Consider the following 23,068-nt stretch of genomic DNA (forward strand, 5'->3'; position numbering starts at 1 on the left):
CCTGTCGCTAATGGAATCTACATCGCCAACAACTATTATCCCCGAACCTAAAAAATTGGTTCAGCAAACAGTGTATTCAATTTTGTTTACAATAAGCCTTGCACACTTTATCAATGATATGCTACAGTCGGTTATACCGTCTATCTATCCGCTTATCAAGCAACGGTTTAGTCTTAATTTTACTCAAATAGGGCTAATCACCTTCACCTATCAAATTACTGCTTCTATTTTGCAGCCATTTGTAGGTCTTTATACCGATAAAAAACCTAAACCATATTCATTGGCAATTGGCATGGGTTTCACTCTATCCGGATTGATGCTTGCCTCTTTTGCCGGCAACTTTTATATTATGCTGATGGCCGTAAGTCTTATTGGTATTGGCTCATCCATATTTCACCCGGAGTCATCCCGGGTGGCACATTTAGCATCGGGAGGAAAAAAAGGACTGGCTCAATCTATTTTTCAGCTGGGTGGTAATGCCGGCAGCGCTATTGGCCCCCTGCTTGCAGCTCTTATCGTGATCCCTTACGGACAATCAAACGTGATCTGGTTTTGCCTTATCGCCTTCGCCGGAATTTTGGTATTGCTCCGCATAGCTAAATGGTATGCCGAACGCCTCAGTTTTAATGCAAAAAACAAAAATGCTAAAGAAACCGTTCAGTTGAATATCTCCAAAAGGAGGGTAATATTCTCCCTGGGTATATTGCTGGTGCTTATATTCTCCAAATATTTTTACCTGGCCAGCATCACCAGCTATTATACTTTCTTCCTGATCAATAAGTTCCACTTAAGCATTCAGCAATCACAAATTTATTTATTCATGTTTTTAGGATCAGTAGCAGCCGGAACATTATTCGGCGGGCCACTGGGCGACCGCTTTGGCCGTAAATACATCATCTGGATTTCGATATTGGGTGTGGCGCCCTTTACCATGCTCCTACCCTACGTGTCATTGTTTTGGACCGGTGTTTTATCTGTGTTTATAGGCCTGATCCTTTCATCAGCATTTTCGGCCATCTTAGTTTACGCAACTGAGTTGGTACCAGGAAAAGTCGGATTGATAGCGGGTTTGTTCTTCGGCCTTGCCTTTGGAATGGGCGGTTTAGGCTCCGCAGTGTTGGGTAAAGTTGCAGATATGACCAGTATCAACTATGTATTTAAGATCTGTGCGTATTTACCGTTGATAGGTATTTTCACTGGTTTGCTGCCAAATATTGAAGGGAAGAGGGCGGTGAAGGGTTAAACAAAACAACATAGGCTAATTCAATGCGTCATTGCTAGGAACGAAGCAATCCCCGATTAGCAGAGCAGCTATGCAAGTCTCTCTGTACAGTTTGGGATTGCTTCGTACCGCGCAATAACCTTCCTCTTATAATTCCCTTACCCAAATATTACGATAACTGATAGGCTCACTTTTATCACCATGAGCTTGCAGCTTAATTGGCGAAGCACCATGTTTACGATATTCGGGTTTGCCGATATACGGGGTATCTCCTATTAATGAGGTATTGTTTTGAACCAGCACACCATTATGAATTGCGGTAGCGCGAGCCGCTGATTTTAATGAACCATCCTCATTAAAACGGGGTGCTGTCCAGATTACGTCATAGGTTTGCCACTCGCCGGGTTTGCGGCAAGCGTTTGCCAGGGGGATGGCTTGTTTGTATAAACTGCCCACCTGCCCGTTCACATAGGTTTTATTATTATAGTTATCAAGCACCTGCAACTCATAACCACCGGCTCCCCATGGCAGGGCTGCCAGGAAAATGCCGCTGTTACCGCGTGCTTGTCCGCTGCCGGTTATGTTTGATGGGATGCGATATTCGATATGCAACTGAAAATCCATGAATTTTCGTTTAGTTTGGATATCGCCTGCCGTTTTATCTACCGTAATAATTTTATCATCCACCTTCCATTTATGACTTGATGTACTGTCGTTGGTGGCTACCCATTCATCGAGGTTTTTGCCATCAAACAAAATGATGGCATCAGAAGGTGCATCTCCCAGAGTTTTACCAGGGGTAACCACAGCCGGCACCGGCGACCAGATCTCGGTATCCTCCGGCTTAGCATTTTGCTGCGCGAATATTGTTAAAGAACAGCCTGCTAATAAAGCAGTAAAAATAAGTTTGCGTTTCATTTTAAAACAATTGATCAGGGTTAAATAATCAGATAACTATTCGTGTTTAGCTGAAAGCCTAAAGCAAAAGGCTGAAAACTTTTAATACTGGGTCTTTAGCTTTTTGCTTTAAGCATTCGGCTTTCAGCTTTACTTAGCCAGCGATTTGATCCATAAAGCTATCTTACGGGCATCTTCCTTAGTAACCTGTGGCATAGGTGGCATAGGCGTTGAATAATCGGGCCAGTGCTCGGGTTTCGGGCTACGGATCAGCTGGATCAATTCGGCCACGCTGTATTTGCGTTTAGCTACATCCACGTAAGCCGGGCCAACTTGTCTTTTTGTAGCGTTATGGCACGAAAGACAGGTATTTTTCAGCAGGATCGGCTGCACCTCGGCATAAGTAGGAACCGTGTTTAATCCTGCTGCAGATTTTGCCGTAGCAGCTTTTTTGCCGGCGAGGCCTTTTTTCAGATCGGCCGCAGCTGCAGCTTTGGCAGAGTTTATCGTGCTTACCTCCGTCATAGAAAGTTTTTGCCCTTCGGGGATATTATTCAACGTATAATAAGCCGTTGGATGAACTAAATTGAAATAGTTTTCCTTATCGCGGATACCTGCAAGCGTAATGGTGTGGATATAATATTTACGCAGGTTATTCACAATCAATCGCGCTTTTAAACCATCTGCAGATACCTTCACACCTGCTATCGGGCATTTTTCGGTATTTACCGGCGGACTGCCATATACGCCATGGTATTTATAGATATAGCTTTCTACAGAGTATGAAGCTATATCTTCAGCTACTTTCTTATCAACCGGCTTGGTAAACTCTATCTCAAAACCATCGGGCATTGCACGGATAGCACGCATCTCAAACGGAACTTTATTGTTCCATACCAATCGCTGCAATCCCATAGTGGCTTCCCCTGCAGATCCCCAGCCACGGTTGGTTTCGCCTGCAGCCAATGAACCATCAGGTAACCAGGCCAGCCTTACTATGCCTGACTGGAAACCGCTTCTGAAAGCCCAGGCCGCGCCCTGGTATTCGCCGTTAACCTTCTCTAAAAACACCCTGTCAACCATACTTTGGCCCTGGTCGCAGATCAGTAATTGCCCGGCAAAAGGGCCGAATGCGCCTTCCGGGATTTTAACAATTTCGGAGTTGGAGATTCCTAAGATCCCATGCGGTAACCAAACCGCGGGCAGCTGTAACTCAGGGATCTCTTTTTTAGCCTCAAACTCCGTTTTAAATTTTTCATTAACAATATCCTGCGGCTTTACAGGTTGGCCGTTTTTATCAAATTCTATCCTCGGGTTGTTTTTGGCAAAGAATTGCTCGGAAGTGAGTTTTAGCGGCGAGTTAGGCAAACCCGTCCAAACCAGGCTTGAAGGATGCCCCATAAAAGCCCCTTTTTTGATCGGCATGATACTACCTGAACCAACCCAGTCACCCTGGTTATCTGAATACCAAAGTTCGCCATCAATCATACTGATACCGCAAGGCGAACGCAAGCCTGCCGCCCATGGCGTAACAGTGCCATCTTCCTTAATATTTAAAGCCCAGCCCCGGTAAGGCACAAAGCTTTTCGGGTGCCACCAATCGGGCGGGAAGCCGAGGTTCAAAGTCACAAAGAATGAGCCATCGGGCGCTATTTTAGGCCCGAAGCTATACTCATGATAATTTCCTGATAACGGCCATGCATAAATGGTTTCAAAAACATCGGCCTTACCATCCATATTCGTATCAACCAGCTTGGTCAATTCGCCGCGCTGAACAACGTACAACGCACCGTCTTTCCAGGCGGCACCCAGCACCTCATGCAAGCCAGAAGCAAACTTGCGGAAAAAAGGATGCTGACCGGTTGGATTTTCGACCATAAATATATCTCCGCGACGAGTGGTTACTGCCAGCGTACCATTAGGCAGCGTGCACAAACCGCCAACTTCAAGGATAGTACCCTCAGGCGCGGGCACTTTCATGATCTTAAAAAAGTCATCTTCTTTAGGCGATTCGGCCTGGGCAAAGGTATTTTTGATATCGCTCAACAGCGCGATAATTATAAGCGTAAATAAAAACGTGCCCTTGTTTATCATTTGTTTTAAAGTATTGTTCATGATCAAGGCAGCTTAAAAAATGATAGAATAGGTTAATTTCTTTTGAATAGGAATGATGAGCTCCTGCTTCCCTCCCGCATCCCGAACGATAGGTTTGGCGCCCGCTGCATCATCAATACGGATATAGTAGGATTTATCGTCAATGACATATAATCCATTGCCAAGTGTTTCGATATTGCCGGATGCCAGGTGATAAAACAGGCCGTCTACTGCATTGGCAAGTGTTACTTCCCGGTGAATGCCCTGGCCTTTATCCATCACACTGCTGGCATCATTTACCGAAGTACCATAAATATTGTACTTAAATGCCGGAACATCGTCGGCATTCAAAACATAGCCTTTTGGCCTGTACCCTGTACCTGCAGTATCCAAAGCCCAGGCGGCATTTGCATCGCTCAGCTTTTCGATAGCAGGGACAGGTTTGCCAAGGTATTGTACAGAACCAGCCGGGCGCGATGAGCCATCGCCCCTGTCATGCCACATGGGTGTGGCATCTAAGAAACCACCACGCCAGATCTCTACAATCATTCCTTTATCCAAATCGTAAGTGTAATGCAACAGTTCAGGGCTGCCTACATTTACACCATGGGTAACCCTGATACCTCCCGGTAAATCAGAAAAGCTCCGTAATACAGTATTTGAAGTTGCATTGATCAAAATAGGATCAACAGGATCATTGTTGCTTACATTGGCATCGCTCAATAAATACTCGCGGATGCCCGGGCCTGATGCCGTAAGCCCTAAAGCCGGCCTGACCCAATCGACAGTTTTTGAGTAGAGTAATTCAAACGGATGATCGCCGGGTTGTAACTGGGCCTTGCCCTCGCCCCTGTTTTCGGCTAACATAACCGCATCAACCCCGTCAATACGCAATTTGCCTTTACCACCCGGTACATTTAGTTTAAAAACATATTCACCAGCTTCTTTAATTTGAATACTGCCAGTATAACGGATTAGGAAATTATTGGTAAGCTTACCCTGATTTGATGATAATACAGGCGAAGTTCCTTCTGATTCGGGTTTTAGTTTCTTATAACTATCTCCCTCAATAACCCCATCTTTATAAACCCCGTATTTCAGGTTTGAAAGTGTAGGGTGAGGCTTGTCAAAACTGGTTATCCTGATATTCCTGAAAGCTACCGGGCCATGATCGCCCTGCAAACGCAGCGGACCGGTGGTGGCCTCCTTGTTGTCAAAAGCTCCGCGGGTTGGCCCGGCAAGCTCAACATTATCCTGGATCAAAACACCATTGAGCCAAACGTAAAGGACCTTGGCATTGCTGATCTTTTGGCCGCTGACATCAAAGCGCGGTGCCTGGAACGAAATTTTCATGTGCTGCCATAAACCCGGCGCACGGCTGGCATTTTGCCGTGGCGCATGGCCATCATAACCTTGCTGCCCTTCGGGCTTGCTACCGTCCCAGCGCTCATAAATACCACCATTATCTCCCGATTTCGGGTTTACCGTTCCCCAGCTATCTAAAAGCTGAATTTCATAACGCCCCTGCAAATAAATACCCGAATTGGAACCTTTGGCCATCATATAATCAAGCTCCAGGTCGGCATCGCCATAAGCAGATTTGGTAAACAGGTCTTTTGCGCCCTTTTTGCCGGGTAGGTTTACCAAAATCCCGCTACCATCTTTAAGGGTTAAAACTTCATCCTGCGCAATATCAGCCTGTGCGCCGGCTGCTACTTTCCAATTGGATGATGGATTATCAAAAAAAGAAAGATCATTAAGAGGTACCGTGTTTTGCGCCCTGAGTTGCTGGCAACCCAGCAGGCAAACACATGCTATCCAAAACTTTTTTCTGCCGAAGAGTTTAGGAGATTGATTAAAGCAATGCATTGATTTTTAATTATAATATGGTTTATTGGCTAAAGCGCATAACAATGCGGCCTTATATTAGCAACGCAAGATAATTAATTTACGCAATCGATTACGAATATTTTAATCATTTTCCGGTGTAATTTCAACCAGGGGCAAAACACCTAATTTACAAGCCTTTGATTACCCTTGTCATCAAAAACGGTAACGCTTAATATTTTGTCATTAAGCTGTATAAACCTTGCCGACTGCGACAAAAAAGATGAGCCAAAATAAAATTCCTGCCTTGAGGTATTGCCGTTCTTGTATTTAATCAGTGCATAAACATCATTGGCCTTGACTGGGATAGTTTTTGTTTTATTTTCTGATCTGAAAACTTTTAAAACATCTTTATGCTGACTGGCGGCCAATATTACCTGCCCATTTTTATCGCGGAACTTAACCAGGGCCTTACCATCCCCCGGAATATAAATACCGCTTTGCATAATACTTAATGGCTTAAAGTTGCCTTTGCCGTCACCTTTCAGCATTAAACCGTTAAGCGCGTCATAACGCCCGATAGTAGCATCACTGCCATAATCGTTGCCATTAATAACTACGTCGAGGTTTCCATCCCCGTCAAAATCGCCGGTTTCCATACCGTTTAATACCGATACCTGGGCTTCAACAGGCAGCGGGATAGCTGTAAATTTACCATTGCCATCATTCCTTAAAAAACATGATTGTAAGGTATTAGCTTTCAGCCTCAACGCCCCGCTCCTCTGTTCGGGTGAAAGCACCTCGTCCATAGTTGCCAAAGCGTACGAGCGATAATTGGTAAACTTTTTTCTCATGCTGATCATTTGCTTCAGCATATCATCGCGACCGTACATTGGGTACTCCTTTTTGTCCCCGTTTTGATCGGGCTGAAAAATAGAAGGAATCGCGCTGTAGATGCCACTCTTATCAAATTCTTTAGCTGTAATGTAAACAGGATACTGGTCACTGGCTTTGATGAGGCTATTCTCGCCCAAATTCCCGACAATATAATCCGTGCGGCCGGTATGCCTGAAATCTCCGGCCACCAATGAGTTCCACCACCCCAGCTTATTGCCCAGGCCGGATTGAACTGTGGTATTAACAAACTTACCATGTTCATTTTTAAGGAATGTTACCGGCATCCACTCGCCGGCCATGACCAGGTCGGGCCAGCCGTCGTTATCATAATCGGTAAACAGGGCATCGCAAATCATGCCTATGTTTTTCAAAGCCGGGGCTACCTGTGCTGTAACATCCGTAAATTTTGCGTGCCCATTTTCACTATCGTTCCGCAAAATAAAACTCGAAACCGGGTTGGGGTATTTCCATGGCTCAACTCTTCCTGATACAAACAGGTCGGGCTTACCATCTTTATTATAATCACAAGCCCGTACGCAAAGTTTGCTGGTGAGGTTTGAAGGCAAAGCATCCGTTGTAAGCGTAAAATTGCCTTTGCCATCATTGATATAAAGCCTGTCCTGGTATTCAGGGCCATTTGCTGCAAATTCGTAACCTCCACTGGCTGCATATAAATCGAGCTTGCCATCACCATTAGCATCAAAAAGCAACAAACCTTCATCTTGAAAATTATGGAGAGGATTAATATCGCCTGCTAACAGGTTACGGCGGTTAAATTTGCCATCGGGCATCTGGAAAAAAACCTGCGCCTGATCGTAAGCGGTGCCCCCAATGATCAAATCATCAAAACCATTGCCGTCGATATCGCCCACGGCTAAAGCCGGATTATACTCAGAAAGTTTATGCGGCAGTAGTTTCTGGATATTAAAATCAAGAAAACCGCTTCCCTTGTTGGTATAATGGATCCCTATGGAATCTGTTATTTCTTTAAATAAAGCATTCGCGGCTATTTGCGGCTGAACCAGGGAATAAGGGTCATTAGCGTTTTTTATATCAACCTTTATTAACTGATCTGCTTTTAGCTTTGTCAGCTTTTCTCTTTTGCCATTCGGCCATTTGATCAAGACCGAATCTATTGTGTTAATTTTACCCAGACCGAAATGCGCCATACTTTGTACCGATGAAATATATCCCCGGTAGGGATCATTTTCATATACCTGTGTCTTATCCTTATCGTAAAATATCTCGGCCGTAGCACCTAAACCATTAATATTTTGCTTATCACCTTTAAAGCTAATTTGCAGGTAGTGGGTTTTATCAAGCTTATTTTTATCATCACGCGATGTATTGCGGTAAACAAATGCTTCGTCATTGATATTATTAACAACCATATCCATGGCGCCATCGTTATCCAAATCGACATATACAGCCCCGTTTGAAAAAGTAGGCAGGCTTAAGCCCCAATCCTTACTCACATCGGTAAAGGTGAGGTTGCCGTTATTCGCAAAAGCATAGTTATGCAGCTTAATTTCGGGGATTTGATCCAAAACTTTTTGCTTGGAAGTAACGGCATAGGCCTGCTCGCGGTAAGTCATAAAGTCGTGGTCAGACACATCCTTAGGGAAGCCGTTGGTTACGATCATGTCCCGATAGCCGTCATTATTAAAATCGGTGATCAGCGGTGTCCAGCTCCAGTCGGTTTGGGCAATGCCACTTAAAAAGCCTATTTCGCTAAAAGCAGGGGCGCCCATAGCACCATTCTGCCCTAAACGCGGCCCCTGGTTTAATTGCAGGGTATTGCGTACATACTGGTACTGGGTACCATAAATATCAAAGTTTTGATAAGTTTGGTAACTATTGGGACCGAGGATCATCTTTTTGCGATAGTTGTCCTCCGGATCCATGTCCAGTTCAACAACATCCGGCAAGCCATCGTTATTGATATCGATAACATCCTGCCCCATAGCGTTGTAGGATGTGTGTTTAAAATATTCTTTGGTACGATTGGTAAAGGTACCATCATGGTTGTTGATGTAAAGGACGTTGTTTGATATAAAATCATCCGATACGTAAATGTCTTTCCACCCGTCGTTGTTAAAATCGACCGTTGTGGCTGCATGGCCATAACCATCCAGGTTAATACCTGCCTGTGCGGATACATCATGAAACACGCCATGATGTAATTTTCCATCCCAATCGTTACGGTACAACCTGCCCCGGCTATGATTTGCCGTATAATTTGAATTACCGAATAAATTAGGATTGTAACTTGCCGTGGCGCTGTTTACTGTAAGGTACATATCCAAGTCGCCATCGTTGTCATAGTCAAAAAAGCTTGCCATGGTTGATTGTGCGCCAGCTTCCAGACCATATTCTGAAGCCTCATCTTTAAAATGAGGAATACCATCGTTGCCTTTCCCCTGGTTAACGTATAGTATATTCCGCCTTTTCAGCGAGTCTTTGGCAATGGTATTGCAAATGTAAAGGTCCGGTAAACCATCATTGTTGATATCAACTACCGCAACACCTCTTCCCCATCGGCCCGCGCCATTTACACCCGCGGCATCGGTAATATCATCAAACTTAAAATCACCTTTATTAAGATATAGCTTGCTTGCCACCATATTACCTGTAAAGTATAAATCGGGCAGACCATCGCCATTAAAATCGCCAACCCCTACGCCGCCGCCATTGTAAATATTCACCAGGTCTAACGGGTTTATCGAATCGTTTTCGATGATCTCATTTTTAAAATGAATGCCCGAATGAGATGATGAAACCTGCTGAAAAAGTGAAGTTTTTTTACAGGAGAATAAGGCAGACGAACATAGTATAGCGATGGGTAAAATTTTCTTCATCAATTAGGAGATCGGTTTATTCTTTAAAGATAATAATTAACACAAAAAGGCTTTCTCCCCGCGGGAGAAGCCTTTTCTGTTAAATGATAACAATATACTAATTACCGTATGCCGGATTTTGAGTTAAATTAGGGTTTAGCCCACGCTCAAGCTGCGGAATAGGATAAAGATCACGGCCAACAGGAAGTGATGTATTATACAAGCCATGAAGCTTTAAACCATTGTCTGCATCAAGCTTTGCATCTGCAGTGTTGGGGTTAGCAATCATGTTGGTATTGTTGTCAACTGTACCGTAAGCTTTTTTAATGAATTCGGCAGCTACACCAGCCCTGCGCAGGTTATAAAACACAGAATATTCACCCGAAAGTTCATGCCTGTACTCGCTGTAAACCATTTGCAGTGGGTCTGTGATTGGGCTTGAAGCCGAACCGTCATAATTTGCACCATCCTGCATTACAGCCGGCGCAGTGCCGCCCCACGCACGGTCTCTTACCTTTTTAATCGTGGCCAGGCCACCTGCTGCGTCACCTGTACGGATCTGGCACTCGGCTTTATCAAGCAATACTTCGGCATAACGTAACAGTATTTGATTTTGAGCGCCAAAAATTGTTGAATTGCCGGAGTTAGCATCAAGGTTGGGGTCGCGCCACATTTTAGCACAGTAGAAACCGGTACGTAAACCATCACCGTCAGAACCATACCATGGATTGGCATGTGTACCACAGGTATTGATGATCTTACCGTCATCCCCAGTGTATTTAGCTTTTACCTTAGGATCGGAGCTCGCAAAACCTGCTACTACTAAAGGATAAACTTTAATGCCGCCCCGACCTATAATTCCCGGACTAATGTTCTCATCGCCGGGGCCAATCACTGTTGCCAGTTTACGTTTGTCACCAGCCTGGTATGAATAATATAATCCCGGATTGGCATAATCATAACCGAAGTTTGAAACCTCCTCCGGCCAGCTAAAATCCGAAATCCAGGCTACTTCATTACCTGCACCCCAACTTTGGGTACCTGCTACTGTGAACTGCACCTCAAATATCGACTCAGCATTATTTTGATGGTTGTATTCATTTACATCTATAAAATTAGGCATCAGTGAAAAATGCCCATCCAACTGGTTAAAGTTTGCCAATGCACCGGCGTAATCTTTATTCCACATTTGCGCGGCACCTTCATAAGCTAAAGCAGCACCTTTTGTTGCCCTTCCAAGTTCAGAAGCCGGCAAATCTTCCCTCCATGGTAATAAAGTTGCAGCCTGCTTGGTGTCGGCAATTACCTGTGCAAATACTTGTTCTTGTGTACTTCTTGCGGTTAAACCATCAGTTACTGATTTAAGCTCCAGTGGCACACCGCCAAAACTACCCGCCAGATAGTAATAGGTCATTCCGCGTAAAAAGTAGGCTTCACCAAGCAATCGGTTAGCTAAACTTTCGTCAAGAATCCCTTTGGCTTTCATTTCGGGAATGATTTCAATTGCAGAGTTAGCCCGTGATATACCCACATAAGCACGTTGCCAAAAAGTCCTGATCGGGCCAAAATCTGTAGTTATTGCGTAGTAATTATAAAAGCGGTCATTTCCCCAGTTAAAAAAATCATGGGTTTGAAAGTTAGCATAATACCAGATCGACTTTTTTAGCAGGTCGGCATTTTGATAGGTATCATAAATTGAGTTTACAAGCGCTATACCGTCAGCTGCTTTATTAAAATAAGCATCTTTAGCGAGCTGTGTATAGCTTGTTTGGTCAAGAAAATTCTTTTTACAGCTCAATGGAACCATAAGTGTGGCACCGAGAGCAATTAGTGTGATATATTTTTTATTGATTTTCATTTCTTTACTGTTTTATCGCTGCCCAATTAGAAAGTTACATTTAAACCAAGTGTATAAAACTTAGATGAAGGGTAATTACCCGCATCAATACCAGATGCCGTTGCACTTCCATTAGCTGTGCCAATTTCAGGATCCAGTCCTTTATACCCGGTTATAGTAAACAAATTCTGGGTGGAAAAGTAAATTCTCACTTTTGATAGGGTCAACTTTTTGGTGACGTCAGACGGTAATGTATAACCCAGGGTAAGGTTCCTTAAACGGAGATAGCTACCATCTTCAACATACACACTTGATGGTACGTTATTTGCGCTGGTATCATCATTATATGTAAGCCTTGCGTAACGATTTGATGGATTACTCGGGGTCCAGTGATTAACATAATAATCGTAACCTACGTTTTCAACACCAACAAAGCCGGGGGCCTGAAAGCTTTCAAGGGTCCTTTGCTGATAATTCAGGATCTTATTTCCGTAAGAGCCATAGAAATATGCGTTAAGATCAAATGCCTTATAAGCAAAATCGAGGTTTAAACCACCATAAAATTTAGGGATCGGACTACCGAGGCTTGTCCTGTCTGAAGGGGTAACCTGTCCGTCACCGTTGTTGTCGGCATAATAACGATCCCCTGGTTGGGTAACGCTTTTCCAGTAATATGGGTTACTTGGAAATTTAGCTGCAGCGGCCGTATTTAAAGCGTTGATTTGTGCCTGCGACTGGAATATACCTAATGATTTATAACCAAAAAACTCACCTACAGCCTGCCCGATATTGGTTTCGCTGAATTGCCCCCAGCCATTACCGTTAAGACCAGTAACCGTGGTAAGGTTATCAATAAAGGTTAGGCTTTTATTAAGGCTAACTAATTTATTTTTAACCGTAGTAAAAGTCAAGCCCACACCATACCTGAAATCATTTACCGTGTGGTTGTAGTTTACGGCAAACTCAAAACCTTTGTTATTAATTTCACCAACATTTTGTGCCAGGTTTTGGCTAAAGCCAGTTTGTGACGATACAGGAAGGTTTAACAAAAAGTCTTTCGATCTCCTGTTATAATAATCAACTGTAAAAGTAAGCGCGCCATTCAGGAAGGCAGCATCCATACCAATGTCAGTTTGGTAATCAGTCTCCCATCTGAGGTCGGGGTTGGCAGGTTGTGTTGGTGCCAAGCCGGGTTGATAAACCTCTCCTGACGAACCATTTTTACCAAATGGGTAACCCACGTTTGTGCCGGTAGTAGCTGCACCACCTGATGAATATAAGGCATTATATTGAAATAATGGAATAGAGCCCTGATTACCAACTTCGCCATACCCTCCTCTGAACTTCAGATCAGACAGCCATGCAACGTTTTTCAGGAATGATTCTTCTTTAGCTTTCCAGGCTACGGAACCCGAAGGGAATACACCATATTGATGCCCGTTAGCAAATTTCGACGAACCATCGCGCCTAACGGTACCTGTTACAATATATTTGTCATTGTATTTATAGATTAACCGTCCAAATTGTGAAGCAAAAGTTGTTGTATATTGGCTGCCTGTAACAACAAGATCGTTAACCTGCGCCAGATCCCGAAGGGCATTATTGATCAATTTATCTCCGGTACCTGTCATATACCGGTAGGTATTTGATTGTGCTGAAACACCACCAACAAAGTTAATAGCGTGCTTTCCGAAGGTTTTATCATACGATATGGTATTTTCCCATAACCACTCAAAAGTGTTATTAGCGCTTTGCGAATAAACAGAATTTTGGTTAGCTCCGCTTAAACCATATTGCTCCTGCCAGCGAAGGTCTTCCGGTTGAAAGAAGTAACCCGAATAGTCACTTACGTTTAGGCCCGCATTGGTTTTGATCTTAAGTCCGTCTATAATAGTAGCCTCTAATGAGCTACTTGCCAAAAGGTAATTATTTAGGTTTTTATAATCGTTTTTTTCAATAGCATATAATGGATTGTTCCAGCTTTTTGTGTAAATATTGATCGGGTTATAAAAACCATAGTTCCTATTTTTGTCTTTTATCTGGTTGGTTAACTTATTACCACCATCGAGCGTAGGGATAAGCTCTGTTAATTGCTGCAATGATCCTGAACCAAATGGATTATTTTGATCCTGCCTTGAATACTTAGCACTGGTAGATGATTTAAGCCATTTACTTACGGTATAATCAATATTCATACCCAGGTTTAACCGCTTAAAATATGAACCTAAAACAATCCCCTTTTGGTCATAATAACCAGCTGAAAAGGCAGATTGAATTTTTTCGTTGCCTCCGCGTATACCAAGGTTGTAGCTCTGTTTTGCCCCCTGGCGATAAATTGCATCCTGCCAGTCGACACTGGTTAATGCCGAAGGATTTGCCCATTCAGGCAATTCTGTAAAATTACCCTCAGATGCGTGATCTTCATTGGCCAGGGTTGCCCATTGCTGCGCGTTAAGAACTTTATACTTTTTGGGTTTTGATTGCAATGAACCATAGGCATCTAACGATACCTGCACCCCACCATCCTTCCGACCTTTTTTTGTAGTAATGATAACAACGCCGTTTGCTGCCCTAACACCATAAATAGCTGTTGCCGAAGCATCTTTCAACACATCAATATTAGCTATATCGTTAGGATTAACGTTATTTAAGCCTCCGCTGATCGGGTAACCATCAACCACATATAGAGGCTCATTACCATTTGTAGCCAAACTACCTACCCCCCTGATCAATACACTCACACTACTACCGGGTGCGCCATCATTGTTAGTAACCTGTACACCCGCTGCCCTGCCTTGCAAAGCCTGGTCAACGCTGGTCACAGGCACTTTACCTACCTGATCGGCGTTGATTGAACTAATAGCCCCCGTTAAATCTTTACGCTTAGTAGTACCATAACCCACAACAACTACCTCGGTCAGTGTTTTATTATCGGGCACTAACGATACGTTAATAACCGATCTGCCGTTTATGGCAACTTCCTGGTTTAAGAAGCCAACAAAGCTAAAAACAAGTGTTTCATTGTTACCGGCGGTTATTGAGTAGGTACCATCGGCCTTTGAACCCGCAGCCTGCGTGCTCCCTTTTATCTTAACGGTAACACCCGGCAAAGGTAGTCCGTTGTCCGAACCGGTGATCTTACCGGTAATCAATTTACTTTGGGCTTGCCCCGACAGGCTTATCAACACAAATGATAAACTTGTACAGATTAAGGCCACAACTTTTTTGATACGTAGTTTTCCTCTCATACGTTTTACTTTAATTTGTTAAAATTGGTTTAAAGCACATGATCACTTCTTAACAGTTGTCGCCAAAGAGATTATATGCTAAGTAAAAGTAGCCAGAGGTAACAATCGATTATAATACGATATGAGTGGTTTTTTGTATTATTTTAACATAACCCAAAAATATAAATTTAAAATTTCAAATAACTAATTATCAATTAGTTAAAGATTAAAAACAAAACCGAAAGTCAATATATTATCGCCATCGTGATAAAATAATACATATCAATGTTAAAATTAAATCACCGAATAAATGTTATTTTAACAATAAAATTGATTTTGATTTTAAAACATTAACCTAACGTTGTGCAGGTTGTATAAACAAAAATGCCTACCAGTTAACACCGGAAGGCATTGATCATTTTTAACTTTTTAAATCCCCTATTTTAGCTTCACAAAATAAATCCTGTTCCTGTCAACCGAATTGGTAGCCGGTAAAATTTTTGCAGCAAAACCGTTTTTACCATTATCAATAACACCGAAGTCATCATCGTTAGATATGGCAAGGATATTACCCGGTAGTAAAGTCAAACCTTCGGCTTTATCATGAGGGTAAACAGTTGGCAAATCTTTTAGCAAATCAAGCACCTGGGTTTTGGTAACCGGGGTAATACCAGCGGCCTGTAAACCGGCTAAATCATTAAGCTCTTCAACAGTTTTTGTGTTATATAATTTGCCGTTGGCGCCGTTTGCGGGGTCGGAGATATCGGTAGCATTGCTGATATCTATTTTAAATACTTTTTTGAACTTAGCGGCATCGGTAGGCGCACCTCCGAACTTACCATCGCGTTCAATAGTTAAGAATGTAGTGGCATTAACGGCGGTTATGTCACTAACGCCTGTTAATGAAGTATTATCCATAAGGTAAGCATACTGTTTTGTATTGCCCGTTGCAATATCAAAGGTAAGGATGCGCAATACAGTTGAATTAGCAACCTTTGCTTTAGATGGGTTATACATTGGCGATTGCATCATGCCAACCAGTGTTTTGCCATCGGGTGTGATGGCTAACCCTTCCATACCGCGGTTAGCCCTGCGGGTAGCAAATACAGCAGGAATTTTACGGCCGCCGGTGCCTGATCCGTAAGGGTTAATGCGTTCGATGGTTTTGCCGCTGGCATCAAAGTGTACTATATGCGGACCGTATTCGTCACTTACCCAAAAAGTACCGTCGGATGCCAGAACCAAACCTTCCGAATCAATACCATCAGCACTTGGAGATAACTGATTTCCGCTCAGATCAAATGGAATTTCGCCCGAAGCTCCCATTCCGGCGGGGTTTGGTAAACCATTTAATTTCACGCCGTTGGCATTTTTTAACTCTATGGTTTGTTCCAGCACCAGTTTATCATCTTTTAACCTGAATTTACCTATCTGCGGATCAAAATCCGGTTTACCGATGATGATGGAATTGGCTGTCTGCCCGGCCACGTTTGAGCCGCGGTCGGTAAGCAGGTAAAATACATCTTTGTGGTTTGGATCTGCTGCCACTGCGGATCCAAAGCCGCCGTTATAAACCTTTACGCCGTCGGCAGTGGTGAAAAGGATAGCCGGGTTTTGCGCCTCGGCCATATCAGGATAGCTGAAAGGATTTATCTTATTATCATTATGGCAGGAAGAAAGGATCGCCGCGGATAACGCGATGACGCTAAGTAATTGTTTTTTCATTTGATAAGTGATCGATTAGTTTTACAAAGGAATCGGCCATATATAAATCTATTGTTAATTCTATAACAATAATTTAACCTACAAGCACAAACTCTATTAAATCTGAACATATAAACAACTCAACATTTTGCAATATTTATGTTACTTACCAATATCATTTAAGATAAAACGTATTACCTCATCCGCTTTTTCATATTTTTAACCTTATGAAACATATTTACCATTATACCTGCAACAACCTTTGGAACAAGGCAAGGCCTTTTGTTTTGGGCATGCTGCTTTGCAGCGGCATAGCTTCGGCACAATCAACTAACCCGGTTATCAACAGCATCATGACCGAAGAAACCACCAATTCGCAACTGGAAAAACTGGCGCATGAGCTGTTTGATGGTATCGGCCCCCGTTTGGTTGGTACGCCGCAAATGAAACAGGCAAACGACTGGGCAGTTGCTAAATACAAAAGCTGGGACATCCAGGCTAAAAACGAAAAATGGGGCGAATGGCGCGGCTGGGAACGCGGGATCTCGCATATTGATATGGTATCGCCAAGGGCAAAATCATTAGAAGGCACGCAACTGGCCTGGAGCCCGGGCATGGACAAAAAGACCACTACTGCCGAGGTAATTATCCTACCGGATGTGGCCGATTCGGTAGCCTTTCAACAATGGCTCCCCAATGTAAAGGGTAAATTTGTAATGATCTCCATGCTCCAGCCAACCGGCAGGCCCGATTATAACTGGCAGGAGTTTGCCCTGAAGGAATCATTTGATAAAATGAAAGCCGAACGCACCGCCCAAACCGATGCATGGAAAAAACGCATCAGCAAAACCGGGTTTACCAATAAAACTTTGCCCGTGGCGTTGGAAAATGCTGGCGCAGCAGGTATTCTGACCAATAACTGGTCGGCCGGATTTGGGGTTGATAAGATCTTTGCTGCCTATACCAAAATCGTGCCTACGGTTGATATTGCATTGGAAGATTATGGCATGCTTTACCGCCTGAGTGAATCGGGCAACAAACCGGTGATTAGTATTCATTGCGAATCAAAAGAATTAGGTGTAGTGCCAACCTTTAATACCATTGCCGAAATCAAAGGCACCGAAAAACCCAATGAGTATGTAATGCTGAGCGCGCACTTTGATTCGTGGGATGGCGGTACGGGTGCTACCGATAACGGTACAGGTACTTTGACCATGATGGAAGCTATGCGCCTGCTGAAAAAATTCTATCCACACCCAAAACGTACCATATTAGTAGGCCATTGGGGCAGCGAAGAGGAAGGCCTGAACGGCTCACGCGCTTTTGTTGAGGACCATCCCGAAATTGTTAGTAATCTGCAAGCTTTGTTTAACCAGGATAATGGCACCGGCCGCGTGGTAAACCTTACCGGGCAGGGTTTTGTGGAAGCTAAGGATTATTTAAGCAGATGGCTTGCCGCTGTACCTGATACGATCAAAAACCGGATCAAAACCGTATTTCCTGGTCAGCCAGGCGGTGGCGGGTCTGATTTTGCATCGTTTGTAGCTGTTGGCGCGCCCGGCTTTTCTTTGGGTTCGCTTAACTGGTCGTACGGATCATATACATGGCACACCAACCGCGATACTTATGATAAAGTTGTTTTCGACGATCTGAAAAACAATGCCATTTTAGCTGCAATCATGGCTTACATGGCCAGCGAAGACCCGCAAAAAACCGTTAACACCAAAACCGAAGGCATTAAATGGCCTGCACAGGTTAAAGCAACGCGCCGCGGCGGATTGGATAAGTAGGCTGAAGATGAGATATAATAAAACGGCCTTATTTACATTCCTGTTGCTGCTCTTAAGCTTTAGTTTGCAAGCACAGGAAAACAATAAAACCAAATTTGTGCATCCTGGTATTTTAAATACCAGGGGCAGTTTGGACCTCATCAGCACACAACTAAAGGCCGGTGATACAATGCGTATAGCAGCCTATCAAAAAGTGCTGGATTTTATTAAAGATCATGAGTACCCGGCATCATTCCCATCCACCATCGTTGTAGGTTCAAATGGGGCTACATCACCGTCAAAAACGCAGATCAGAAAAGATTGCGAACTGGTTTACGCTCTCGCACTGGCCTGGGCTGCTACCGGTAACGCTGATTATGCAAAAAAGGCAATTGGTTTACTGAATGGCTGGGCATATGCATTTAAAGACTATGGTCTGCTTGAAGGAAAAACCACCCCCAACCAGCCCGATCTGGAAGCATCATGGACAACACCAAGTTTTGTGGCTGCTGCCGAAATCATCAGATATTATAAGGTGCAGGGTAAATCTGCCGGATGGGCTGTTGCTGATATTGAACAGTTCAGTAAATATCTTATCAATGTAAAAGATAATTACATCAACAAGATCCCCGATTATAAAAACAACTGGGATGCCTCTGCAGGATATGCAAAAATGGCCATCGGTGTGTTTTTAGATCAGGATTCCGTTTATCGTGCCGGGCACGATTTGTTGGTAAAAGAATTGTCAAATATCATTCAACCGGATGGTACCCTACCCGAGCTTTGCGTACGTAAAGACTGCGTGCATTATCAATATTCGTTAACAGCTTACGCATATGCTGCTGCTATTGCCAAAATACAGGGAGATAATAGTTTATGGAAGATCGGCAATAAAAACATCAGTCTTGGATATGATTTTATGCGGAAAGCCTATGAGCAGAAAACCGGCTGCGATTACTGCAACTTAAACAGCCGGATTTTCCCGGGCGTTGAGGTTGCCTATGGTCATTATAATACTGATAACCTAAATTATCTGAGAGGCTTACAGGCGCCGCTTGGCGTGCCTGTTGATAATACGTTTTTAGGATTTACCACCTATACCCATTACAAAGTTAAGGGACTATAAAAACAAGCCAACAAAAACGCCGCCCGAAAAAAGGCGGCGTTTTTGTTTTATGCTACTGGATGCTTCTCCAGCTCCGGTGTATATTTGCCATCACGGGCTACTGTATTAATATGGGCACGTTCATATAACAGCTTTTGTGCCTCTTCAATATTTTCATCTTTACCGCCCCATTTTTCCAGTGCAGGTTGCTGCACAGCCCTTGAATATGAAAAAGTTAATGCCCAGGGCATTTTATCTTTAAAGCGTACATGCATAGCGTTTAACCGCTCGGATGCCAGTTCGGGAGATTGTCCGCCAGAAAGGAACGCGATACCGGGCACAGCGGCAGGCACGCAGCGTAAAAAACAATTGATGGTAGCATCGGCCACCACATCAGCACTATCCTGTTGGGCAGCTTTAATACCAGGCACTATCATATTGGGCTTTAATATCATACCCTCAAAATTTACCCTTTGCTGGTACAACTGGTTAAATACAGCATGCAAAACCTCATTAGTTACTTCAGCACAAGTTTGAAGCGAGTGATCTCCATCCATTAAAACTTCGGGCTCCACAATAGGCACAATACCTGCCTCCTGGCAAATAATCGCGTAGCGGGCCAACAGAAAAGCATTGGCTTTGATGCTTCCACTTGTTGGAGTATTTTCACCTATGGTTATAACCGCCCGCCATTTGGCAAAACGAGCGCCCATTTTATAATATTCGGCCAGGCGTTCAGGCAAACCGTCCAATCCTTCAGTTATTTTTTCACCAGGGAAACCATCCATGTCCCTTGCACTTTCATCCACTTTGATACCGGGGATAATTCCTTTTTCTTTCAGGATATCAACAAACAGTTTACCATCCGGGGTGCTTTGCCTTATGGTTTCATCAAACAAAATGGCCCCGCTAATGGCTTCTTCCAGCTTCGGCGTGTTCACGATCAGGTCGCGGTATTTGCGGCGGTATTCTTCCGTTTGCGGGATATTCAGCGCTTTAAAACGTTTGTTACAGGTATTAGTACTTTCGTCCATTGCCAAAAGGCCTTTATTACCGGCCATAAGCTGTTTTGCGATATATTTCAGGCTTTGCAGTTCCATAAGTGATTGCTTGATTATTGGTGAATAACACAAGTTAATTCATACTTGTTTCAAGCGGCAAAGAGAATATTGCAGGTTTACTTGTGGATGACTTTAGCAGGTAAATTGATGTAACGAACCGGTCGTTAATAATTGTCACGCCAGCTTACAGTCCAAATCCTTCAGGTACAAAATCAAGAGAAACGGAGTTCATACAAAACCTTTTATGTGTTGGCGGCGGACCATCATCAAATATATGCCCCAGGTGCGAATCACAGCGGGCGCAGATCACCTCGGTACGCTGCATGCCGTACGAGTTATCCTCTTTATAAATTACACTTTTTTTGCGCACGGGTTCGTAAAAACTCGGCCAGCCGCAGTCGCTTGCAAATTTGGCATCTGAGCGAAAAAGTTTGTTGCCGCATACCGCGCAGTAATAAGTGCCTTTAGTATCCTTGTTCCAGTATTTACCGGTAAATGCGCGTTCGGTTTCCTGTTCTCTTGCAGTGGCGTACAAAGCAGGCGGCAGGATTTTTTTCCACTCGGCGTTCGATACATTTAAATGCCGGGTATCGGTATTGGAGTAATAAGGATTATTTTCGTGCCCCTTTATTGTCTTTGCCTGCTGTGCAAACATTCCCGTTGTAAAAAACAACAGCGCTGCTATCATAAATACCGCTTTCATTATTGCTTCAGTTTATCTTTAAATACTTTTTTAAACTTCTCCAGTTCGGGCTGGATCACATATTTACAGTATGGTTGGCTGCCATTCTGGTTAAAATAGTTTTGATGATAGTCTTCGGCCTTGTAAAAAGCTTTGTATGGCACCACTTGTGTCACTATCGGATCTTTATAGGCTTTTTCGGCGTTCAGCTTCGTGATGTAATATTGGGCCTTTTGCTTTTGCCGGGCATTATGATAAAATATAGCCGACCGGTATTGTGTGCCTACATCATTACCCTGCCTGTTTAATTGCGTTGGGTCATGCGCCACAAAAAATGCAGCCAGCAACTCGTCATAGGTAATTTTTGCTGGGTCGTAGATGATATTGCAAGCTTCTGCATGACCGGTTGTACCAGTGCAAACCAACTCGTAGGATGGGTTGGCCACATGCCCGCCGGAAAATCCGGAGATCACTTTTTCAACCCCTTTTAATTGCTGAAATTTAGCTTCGGTGCACCAGAAGCACCCTGTAGCAAAAGTAGCGGTATCTAACACTTTTTTAGGGGCAGATGCCGAAACAGAAAAACAAGCCGTTAACAGTACAGCTATGAAACAAGTTATTTTTTTCATGTATAACATATAGGTTTTATACGATGCGTATTTGCAGTAACTAACGTAAAAAACACGGGGAGCGTTGAGCAAAATTACCATATTAATGCTTTGTGATAGTTGTTTGACAAAACATGCTGTTTTACTTCGAAAGAATAATGGAAATTTAAAACATTTTGAGATTTTGCTAATTGTATCAATATCAATTAACCAATTAAAATTTCCGTCATGAAACATGCATTCATTTTTGGGACTACCATATTTTTGTGCGAGCAAAATACGCTTACTTATAGCGATGGGCTTAGTAATATTGAGTTTTTGAGGATCCTTTCATTTTATAATGAGCAAAAGGGCAAAGTGCTTACCATCGAGGCCAATATTAACGCTCCTAACGGCGAAACGATCAGGATAAGTGCTAATACCAATGAAAACGGCGCTGATATACGCCTTGATGTAACTAAAGGCCGTGTTAAGATATTTCAACCCGGACACGCGGAGCCTGTACTGGATGTGTATCAGTTCGATCCGCATGAATACAGCGGTTTATCAAGCCATGTGCTGAATGAGATCCACGCGCAGCATCCTGACCGTGTACTAACCATTAAAGGAAATTTCTTTGTTGGCGGAGCGCATTTCCTGATAGAGAACGAAAAGATGTTCATAGATAATAATGGCTATGCCAACGGTGTAGTGAATGCGCATAATGGGATAATACTATCGGCTGCTGTGGCGTGAAACAGCATTGAATTTAACCGATTGTCGCCCTGAGTAGGGTTTATTTGCGCACAAATGATCGCATTGCAGATGACTTTTTTTTGTATCTGATAATCAGCATATTGCCAACTTGTCAATGGCAGCGATAGCACAAGATCTTCTTCGATAAGCAAAACTGCTATACAGGGCGAAGAAGATGCTTCGTTCCCACCCATGACAACTTAAAACGGGTGTCATGGGTAGCCCGTCGAAGCATGGCGTGAGATGCATCGGTAAAGCCGGACAGTCGAGATGCTTAACTTAGCAAATCAATGGACAAGAAAAAGTCAAGCCGCCGTGTTTACGATGCGGATTTTAGGTCGGATGTATTGAAGATGGTTTTTAGTGGTCGTTCGGTTGTGGACGTGGCCGCTTCGTTGGGGATCAGGGAGAATTTGATCCACAAATGGAAAAGCCGTTATAAAGAAACAACGGGATCATCGGCGCTGAAATCGCCAGGGTCAGAAACGCCGATTGTATCGGTAGAAGAATATGAACGAATGAAGGTACGTCTGCGAGAAGTGGAGCAGGAAAGGGATATCTTAAAA

The 23,068-nt window shown here is 43.4% G+C and carries 15 protein-coding genes; 5 read left to right on the forward strand and 10 right to left on the reverse strand.

Features of this window, described 5'->3' with window-relative positions; translation table 11 throughout:
• Positions 1-10: 10 nt before the first annotated feature.
• A complete protein-coding gene (locus BLS28_RS14370) occupies positions 11-1,243 on the forward strand; it encodes an MFS transporter (RefSeq protein ID WP_091168259.1) in 1,233 nt (410 codons plus the stop codon).
• 126 nt (positions 1,244-1,369) lie between these two features.
• Here the strand turns inward: BLS28_RS14370 and BLS28_RS14375 are convergent, their stop codons facing one another.
• The 7 genes from BLS28_RS14375 to BLS28_RS14405 all read right to left on the reverse strand — a co-directional run bounded on the left by BLS28_RS14375 (position 1,370) and on the right by BLS28_RS14405 (position 16,563).
• On the reverse strand, positions 1,370-2,140 hold the full coding sequence (locus tag BLS28_RS14375) for a 3-keto-disaccharide hydrolase (RefSeq protein WP_091168262.1): 771 nt from the start codon (positions 2,138-2,140) through the stop codon (positions 1,370-1,372).
• 129 nt (positions 2,141-2,269) lie between these two features.
• Positions 2,270-4,234 carry a c-type cytochrome gene (locus tag BLS28_RS14380; protein WP_218134415.1) on the reverse strand — a complete coding sequence of 655 codons (1,965 nt, stop codon included), beginning with the start codon at positions 4,232-4,234 and terminating at the stop codon, positions 2,270-2,272.
• A gap of 12 nt (positions 4,235-4,246) precedes the next feature.
• On the reverse strand, positions 4,247-6,082 hold the full coding sequence (locus BLS28_RS14385; protein ID WP_091168264.1) for a 3-keto-alpha-glucoside-1,2-lyase-like domain-containing protein: 1,836 nt from the start codon (positions 6,080-6,082) through the stop codon (positions 4,247-4,249).
• Between the two features lie 143 nt (positions 6,083-6,225).
• Positions 6,226-9,795, reverse strand: a complete 3,570-nt coding sequence (locus BLS28_RS14390; protein ID WP_091168267.1) for a VCBS repeat-containing protein — start codon at positions 9,793-9,795, stop codon at positions 6,226-6,228.
• A 97-nt stretch (positions 9,796-9,892) separates the two neighbouring features.
• On the reverse strand, positions 9,893-11,632 hold the full coding sequence (locus BLS28_RS14395) for a RagB/SusD family nutrient uptake outer membrane protein (protein WP_091168271.1): 1,740 nt from the start codon (positions 11,630-11,632) through the stop codon (positions 9,893-9,895).
• A gap of 26 nt (positions 11,633-11,658) precedes the next feature.
• On the reverse strand, positions 11,659-14,859 hold the full coding sequence (locus BLS28_RS14400) for a SusC/RagA family TonB-linked outer membrane protein (RefSeq protein WP_091168274.1): 3,201 nt from the start codon (positions 14,857-14,859) through the stop codon (positions 11,659-11,661).
• Between the two features lie 417 nt (positions 14,860-15,276).
• Positions 15,277-16,563, reverse strand: a complete 1,287-nt coding sequence (locus BLS28_RS14405; protein ID WP_091168275.1) for an esterase-like activity of phytase family protein — start codon at positions 16,561-16,563, stop codon at positions 15,277-15,279.
• Positions 16,564-16,769: 206 nt separating this feature from the next.
• Here BLS28_RS14405 and BLS28_RS14410 point away from each other — a divergent pair, with 206 nt between their 5' ends.
• Positions 16,770-18,332, forward strand: coding sequence for a M20/M25/M40 family metallo-hydrolase (locus tag BLS28_RS14410; protein ID WP_256337423.1), 1,563 nt, complete (start codon positions 16,770-16,772; stop codon positions 18,330-18,332).
• A gap of 7 nt (positions 18,333-18,339) precedes the next feature.
• A complete protein-coding gene (locus tag BLS28_RS14415) occupies positions 18,340-19,437 on the forward strand; it encodes an alginate lyase family protein (RefSeq protein ID WP_091168276.1) in 1,098 nt (365 codons plus the stop codon).
• Positions 19,438-19,484: 47 nt separating this feature from the next.
• On the opposite strand, the gene BLS28_RS14420 is transcribed toward BLS28_RS14415, so the two are convergent.
• The 3 genes from BLS28_RS14420 to msrA form a co-directional block, all read right to left on the reverse strand.
• Positions 19,485-20,516, reverse strand: a complete 1,032-nt coding sequence (locus BLS28_RS14420; protein ID WP_091168277.1) for a class I fructose-bisphosphate aldolase — start codon at positions 20,514-20,516, stop codon at positions 19,485-19,487.
• A gap of 145 nt (positions 20,517-20,661) precedes the next feature.
• Complete coding sequence (gene msrB / locus BLS28_RS14425) at positions 20,662-21,180, reverse strand: peptide-methionine (R)-S-oxide reductase MsrB (RefSeq protein WP_091168280.1); 519 nt, start codon at positions 21,178-21,180, stop codon at positions 20,662-20,664.
• Complete coding sequence (msrA, locus tag BLS28_RS14430; RefSeq protein ID WP_090526174.1) at positions 21,180-21,788, reverse strand: peptide-methionine (S)-S-oxide reductase MsrA; 609 nt, start codon at positions 21,786-21,788, stop codon at positions 21,180-21,182. The genes msrB and msrA overlap by 1 nt, the downstream gene beginning before the upstream one ends.
• 207 nt (positions 21,789-21,995) lie before the next feature.
• Here msrA and BLS28_RS14435 point away from each other — a divergent pair, with 207 nt between their 5' ends.
• Together BLS28_RS14435 and BLS28_RS14440 are read left to right on the forward strand one after the other, a co-directional pair.
• Positions 21,996-22,502 (forward strand): hypothetical protein, encoded by a 507-nt coding sequence (locus BLS28_RS14435; protein ID WP_091168283.1) that lies wholly within the window; start codon positions 21,996-21,998, stop codon positions 22,500-22,502.
• Positions 22,503-22,792: 290 nt separating this feature from the next.
• On the forward strand, positions 22,793-23,068 hold a 276-nt coding region (locus BLS28_RS14440; RefSeq protein WP_143020762.1), incomplete at its 3' end, for a transposase.

Origin of the sequence: Mucilaginibacter gossypii (assembly GCF_900100945.1) — a bacterium.
In the GTDB taxonomy this organism is placed as follows: domain Bacteria; phylum Bacteroidota; class Bacteroidia; order Sphingobacteriales; family Sphingobacteriaceae; genus Mucilaginibacter; species Mucilaginibacter gossypii.

What these genes read in the sequence shown, in the direction of transcription:
- BLS28_RS14400 (WP_091168274.1), bottom strand. Translation starts at nt 14,859, where the DNA reads ATGAGAGGAAAACTACGTATCAAAAAAGTTGTGGCCTTAATCTGTACA.
- BLS28_RS14420 (WP_091168277.1), bottom strand. Translation starts at nt 20,516, where the DNA reads ATGGAACTGCAAAGCCTGAAATATATCGCAAAACAGCTTATGGCCGGT.
- BLS28_RS14395 (WP_091168271.1), bottom strand. Translation starts at nt 11,632, where the DNA reads ATGAAAATCAATAAAAAATATATCACACTAATTGCTCTCGGTGCCACA.
- BLS28_RS14390 (WP_091168267.1), bottom strand. Translation starts at nt 9,795, where the DNA reads ATGAAGAAAATTTTACCCATCGCTATACTATGTTCGTCTGCCTTATTC.
- BLS28_RS14435 (WP_091168283.1), top strand. Translation starts at nt 21,996, where the DNA reads ATGAAACATGCATTCATTTTTGGGACTACCATATTTTTGTGCGAGCAA.
- BLS28_RS14415 (WP_091168276.1), top strand. Translation starts at nt 18,340, where the DNA reads ATGAGATATAATAAAACGGCCTTATTTACATTCCTGTTGCTGCTCTTA.
- msrB (WP_091168280.1), bottom strand. Translation starts at nt 21,180, where the DNA reads ATGAAAGCGGTATTTATGATAGCAGCGCTGTTGTTTTTTACAACGGGA.
- BLS28_RS14385 (WP_091168264.1), bottom strand. Translation starts at nt 6,082, where the DNA reads ATGCATTGCTTTAATCAATCTCCTAAACTCTTCGGCAGAAAAAAGTTT.
- BLS28_RS14370 (WP_091168259.1), top strand. Translation starts at nt 11, where the DNA reads ATGGAATCTACATCGCCAACAACTATTATCCCCGAACCTAAAAAATTG.
- BLS28_RS14410 (WP_256337423.1), top strand. Translation starts at nt 16,770, where the DNA reads ATGAAACATATTTACCATTATACCTGCAACAACCTTTGGAACAAGGCA.
- BLS28_RS14380 (WP_218134415.1), bottom strand. Translation starts at nt 4,234, where the DNA reads ATGAACAATACTTTAAAACAAATGATAAACAAGGGCACGTTTTTATTT.
- msrA (WP_090526174.1), bottom strand. Translation starts at nt 21,788, where the DNA reads ATGAAAAAAATAACTTGTTTCATAGCTGTACTGTTAACGGCTTGTTTT.
- BLS28_RS14375 (WP_091168262.1), bottom strand. Translation starts at nt 2,140, where the DNA reads ATGAAACGCAAACTTATTTTTACTGCTTTATTAGCAGGCTGTTCTTTA.
- BLS28_RS14405 (WP_091168275.1), bottom strand. Translation starts at nt 16,563, where the DNA reads ATGAAAAAACAATTACTTAGCGTCATCGCGTTATCCGCGGCGATCCTT.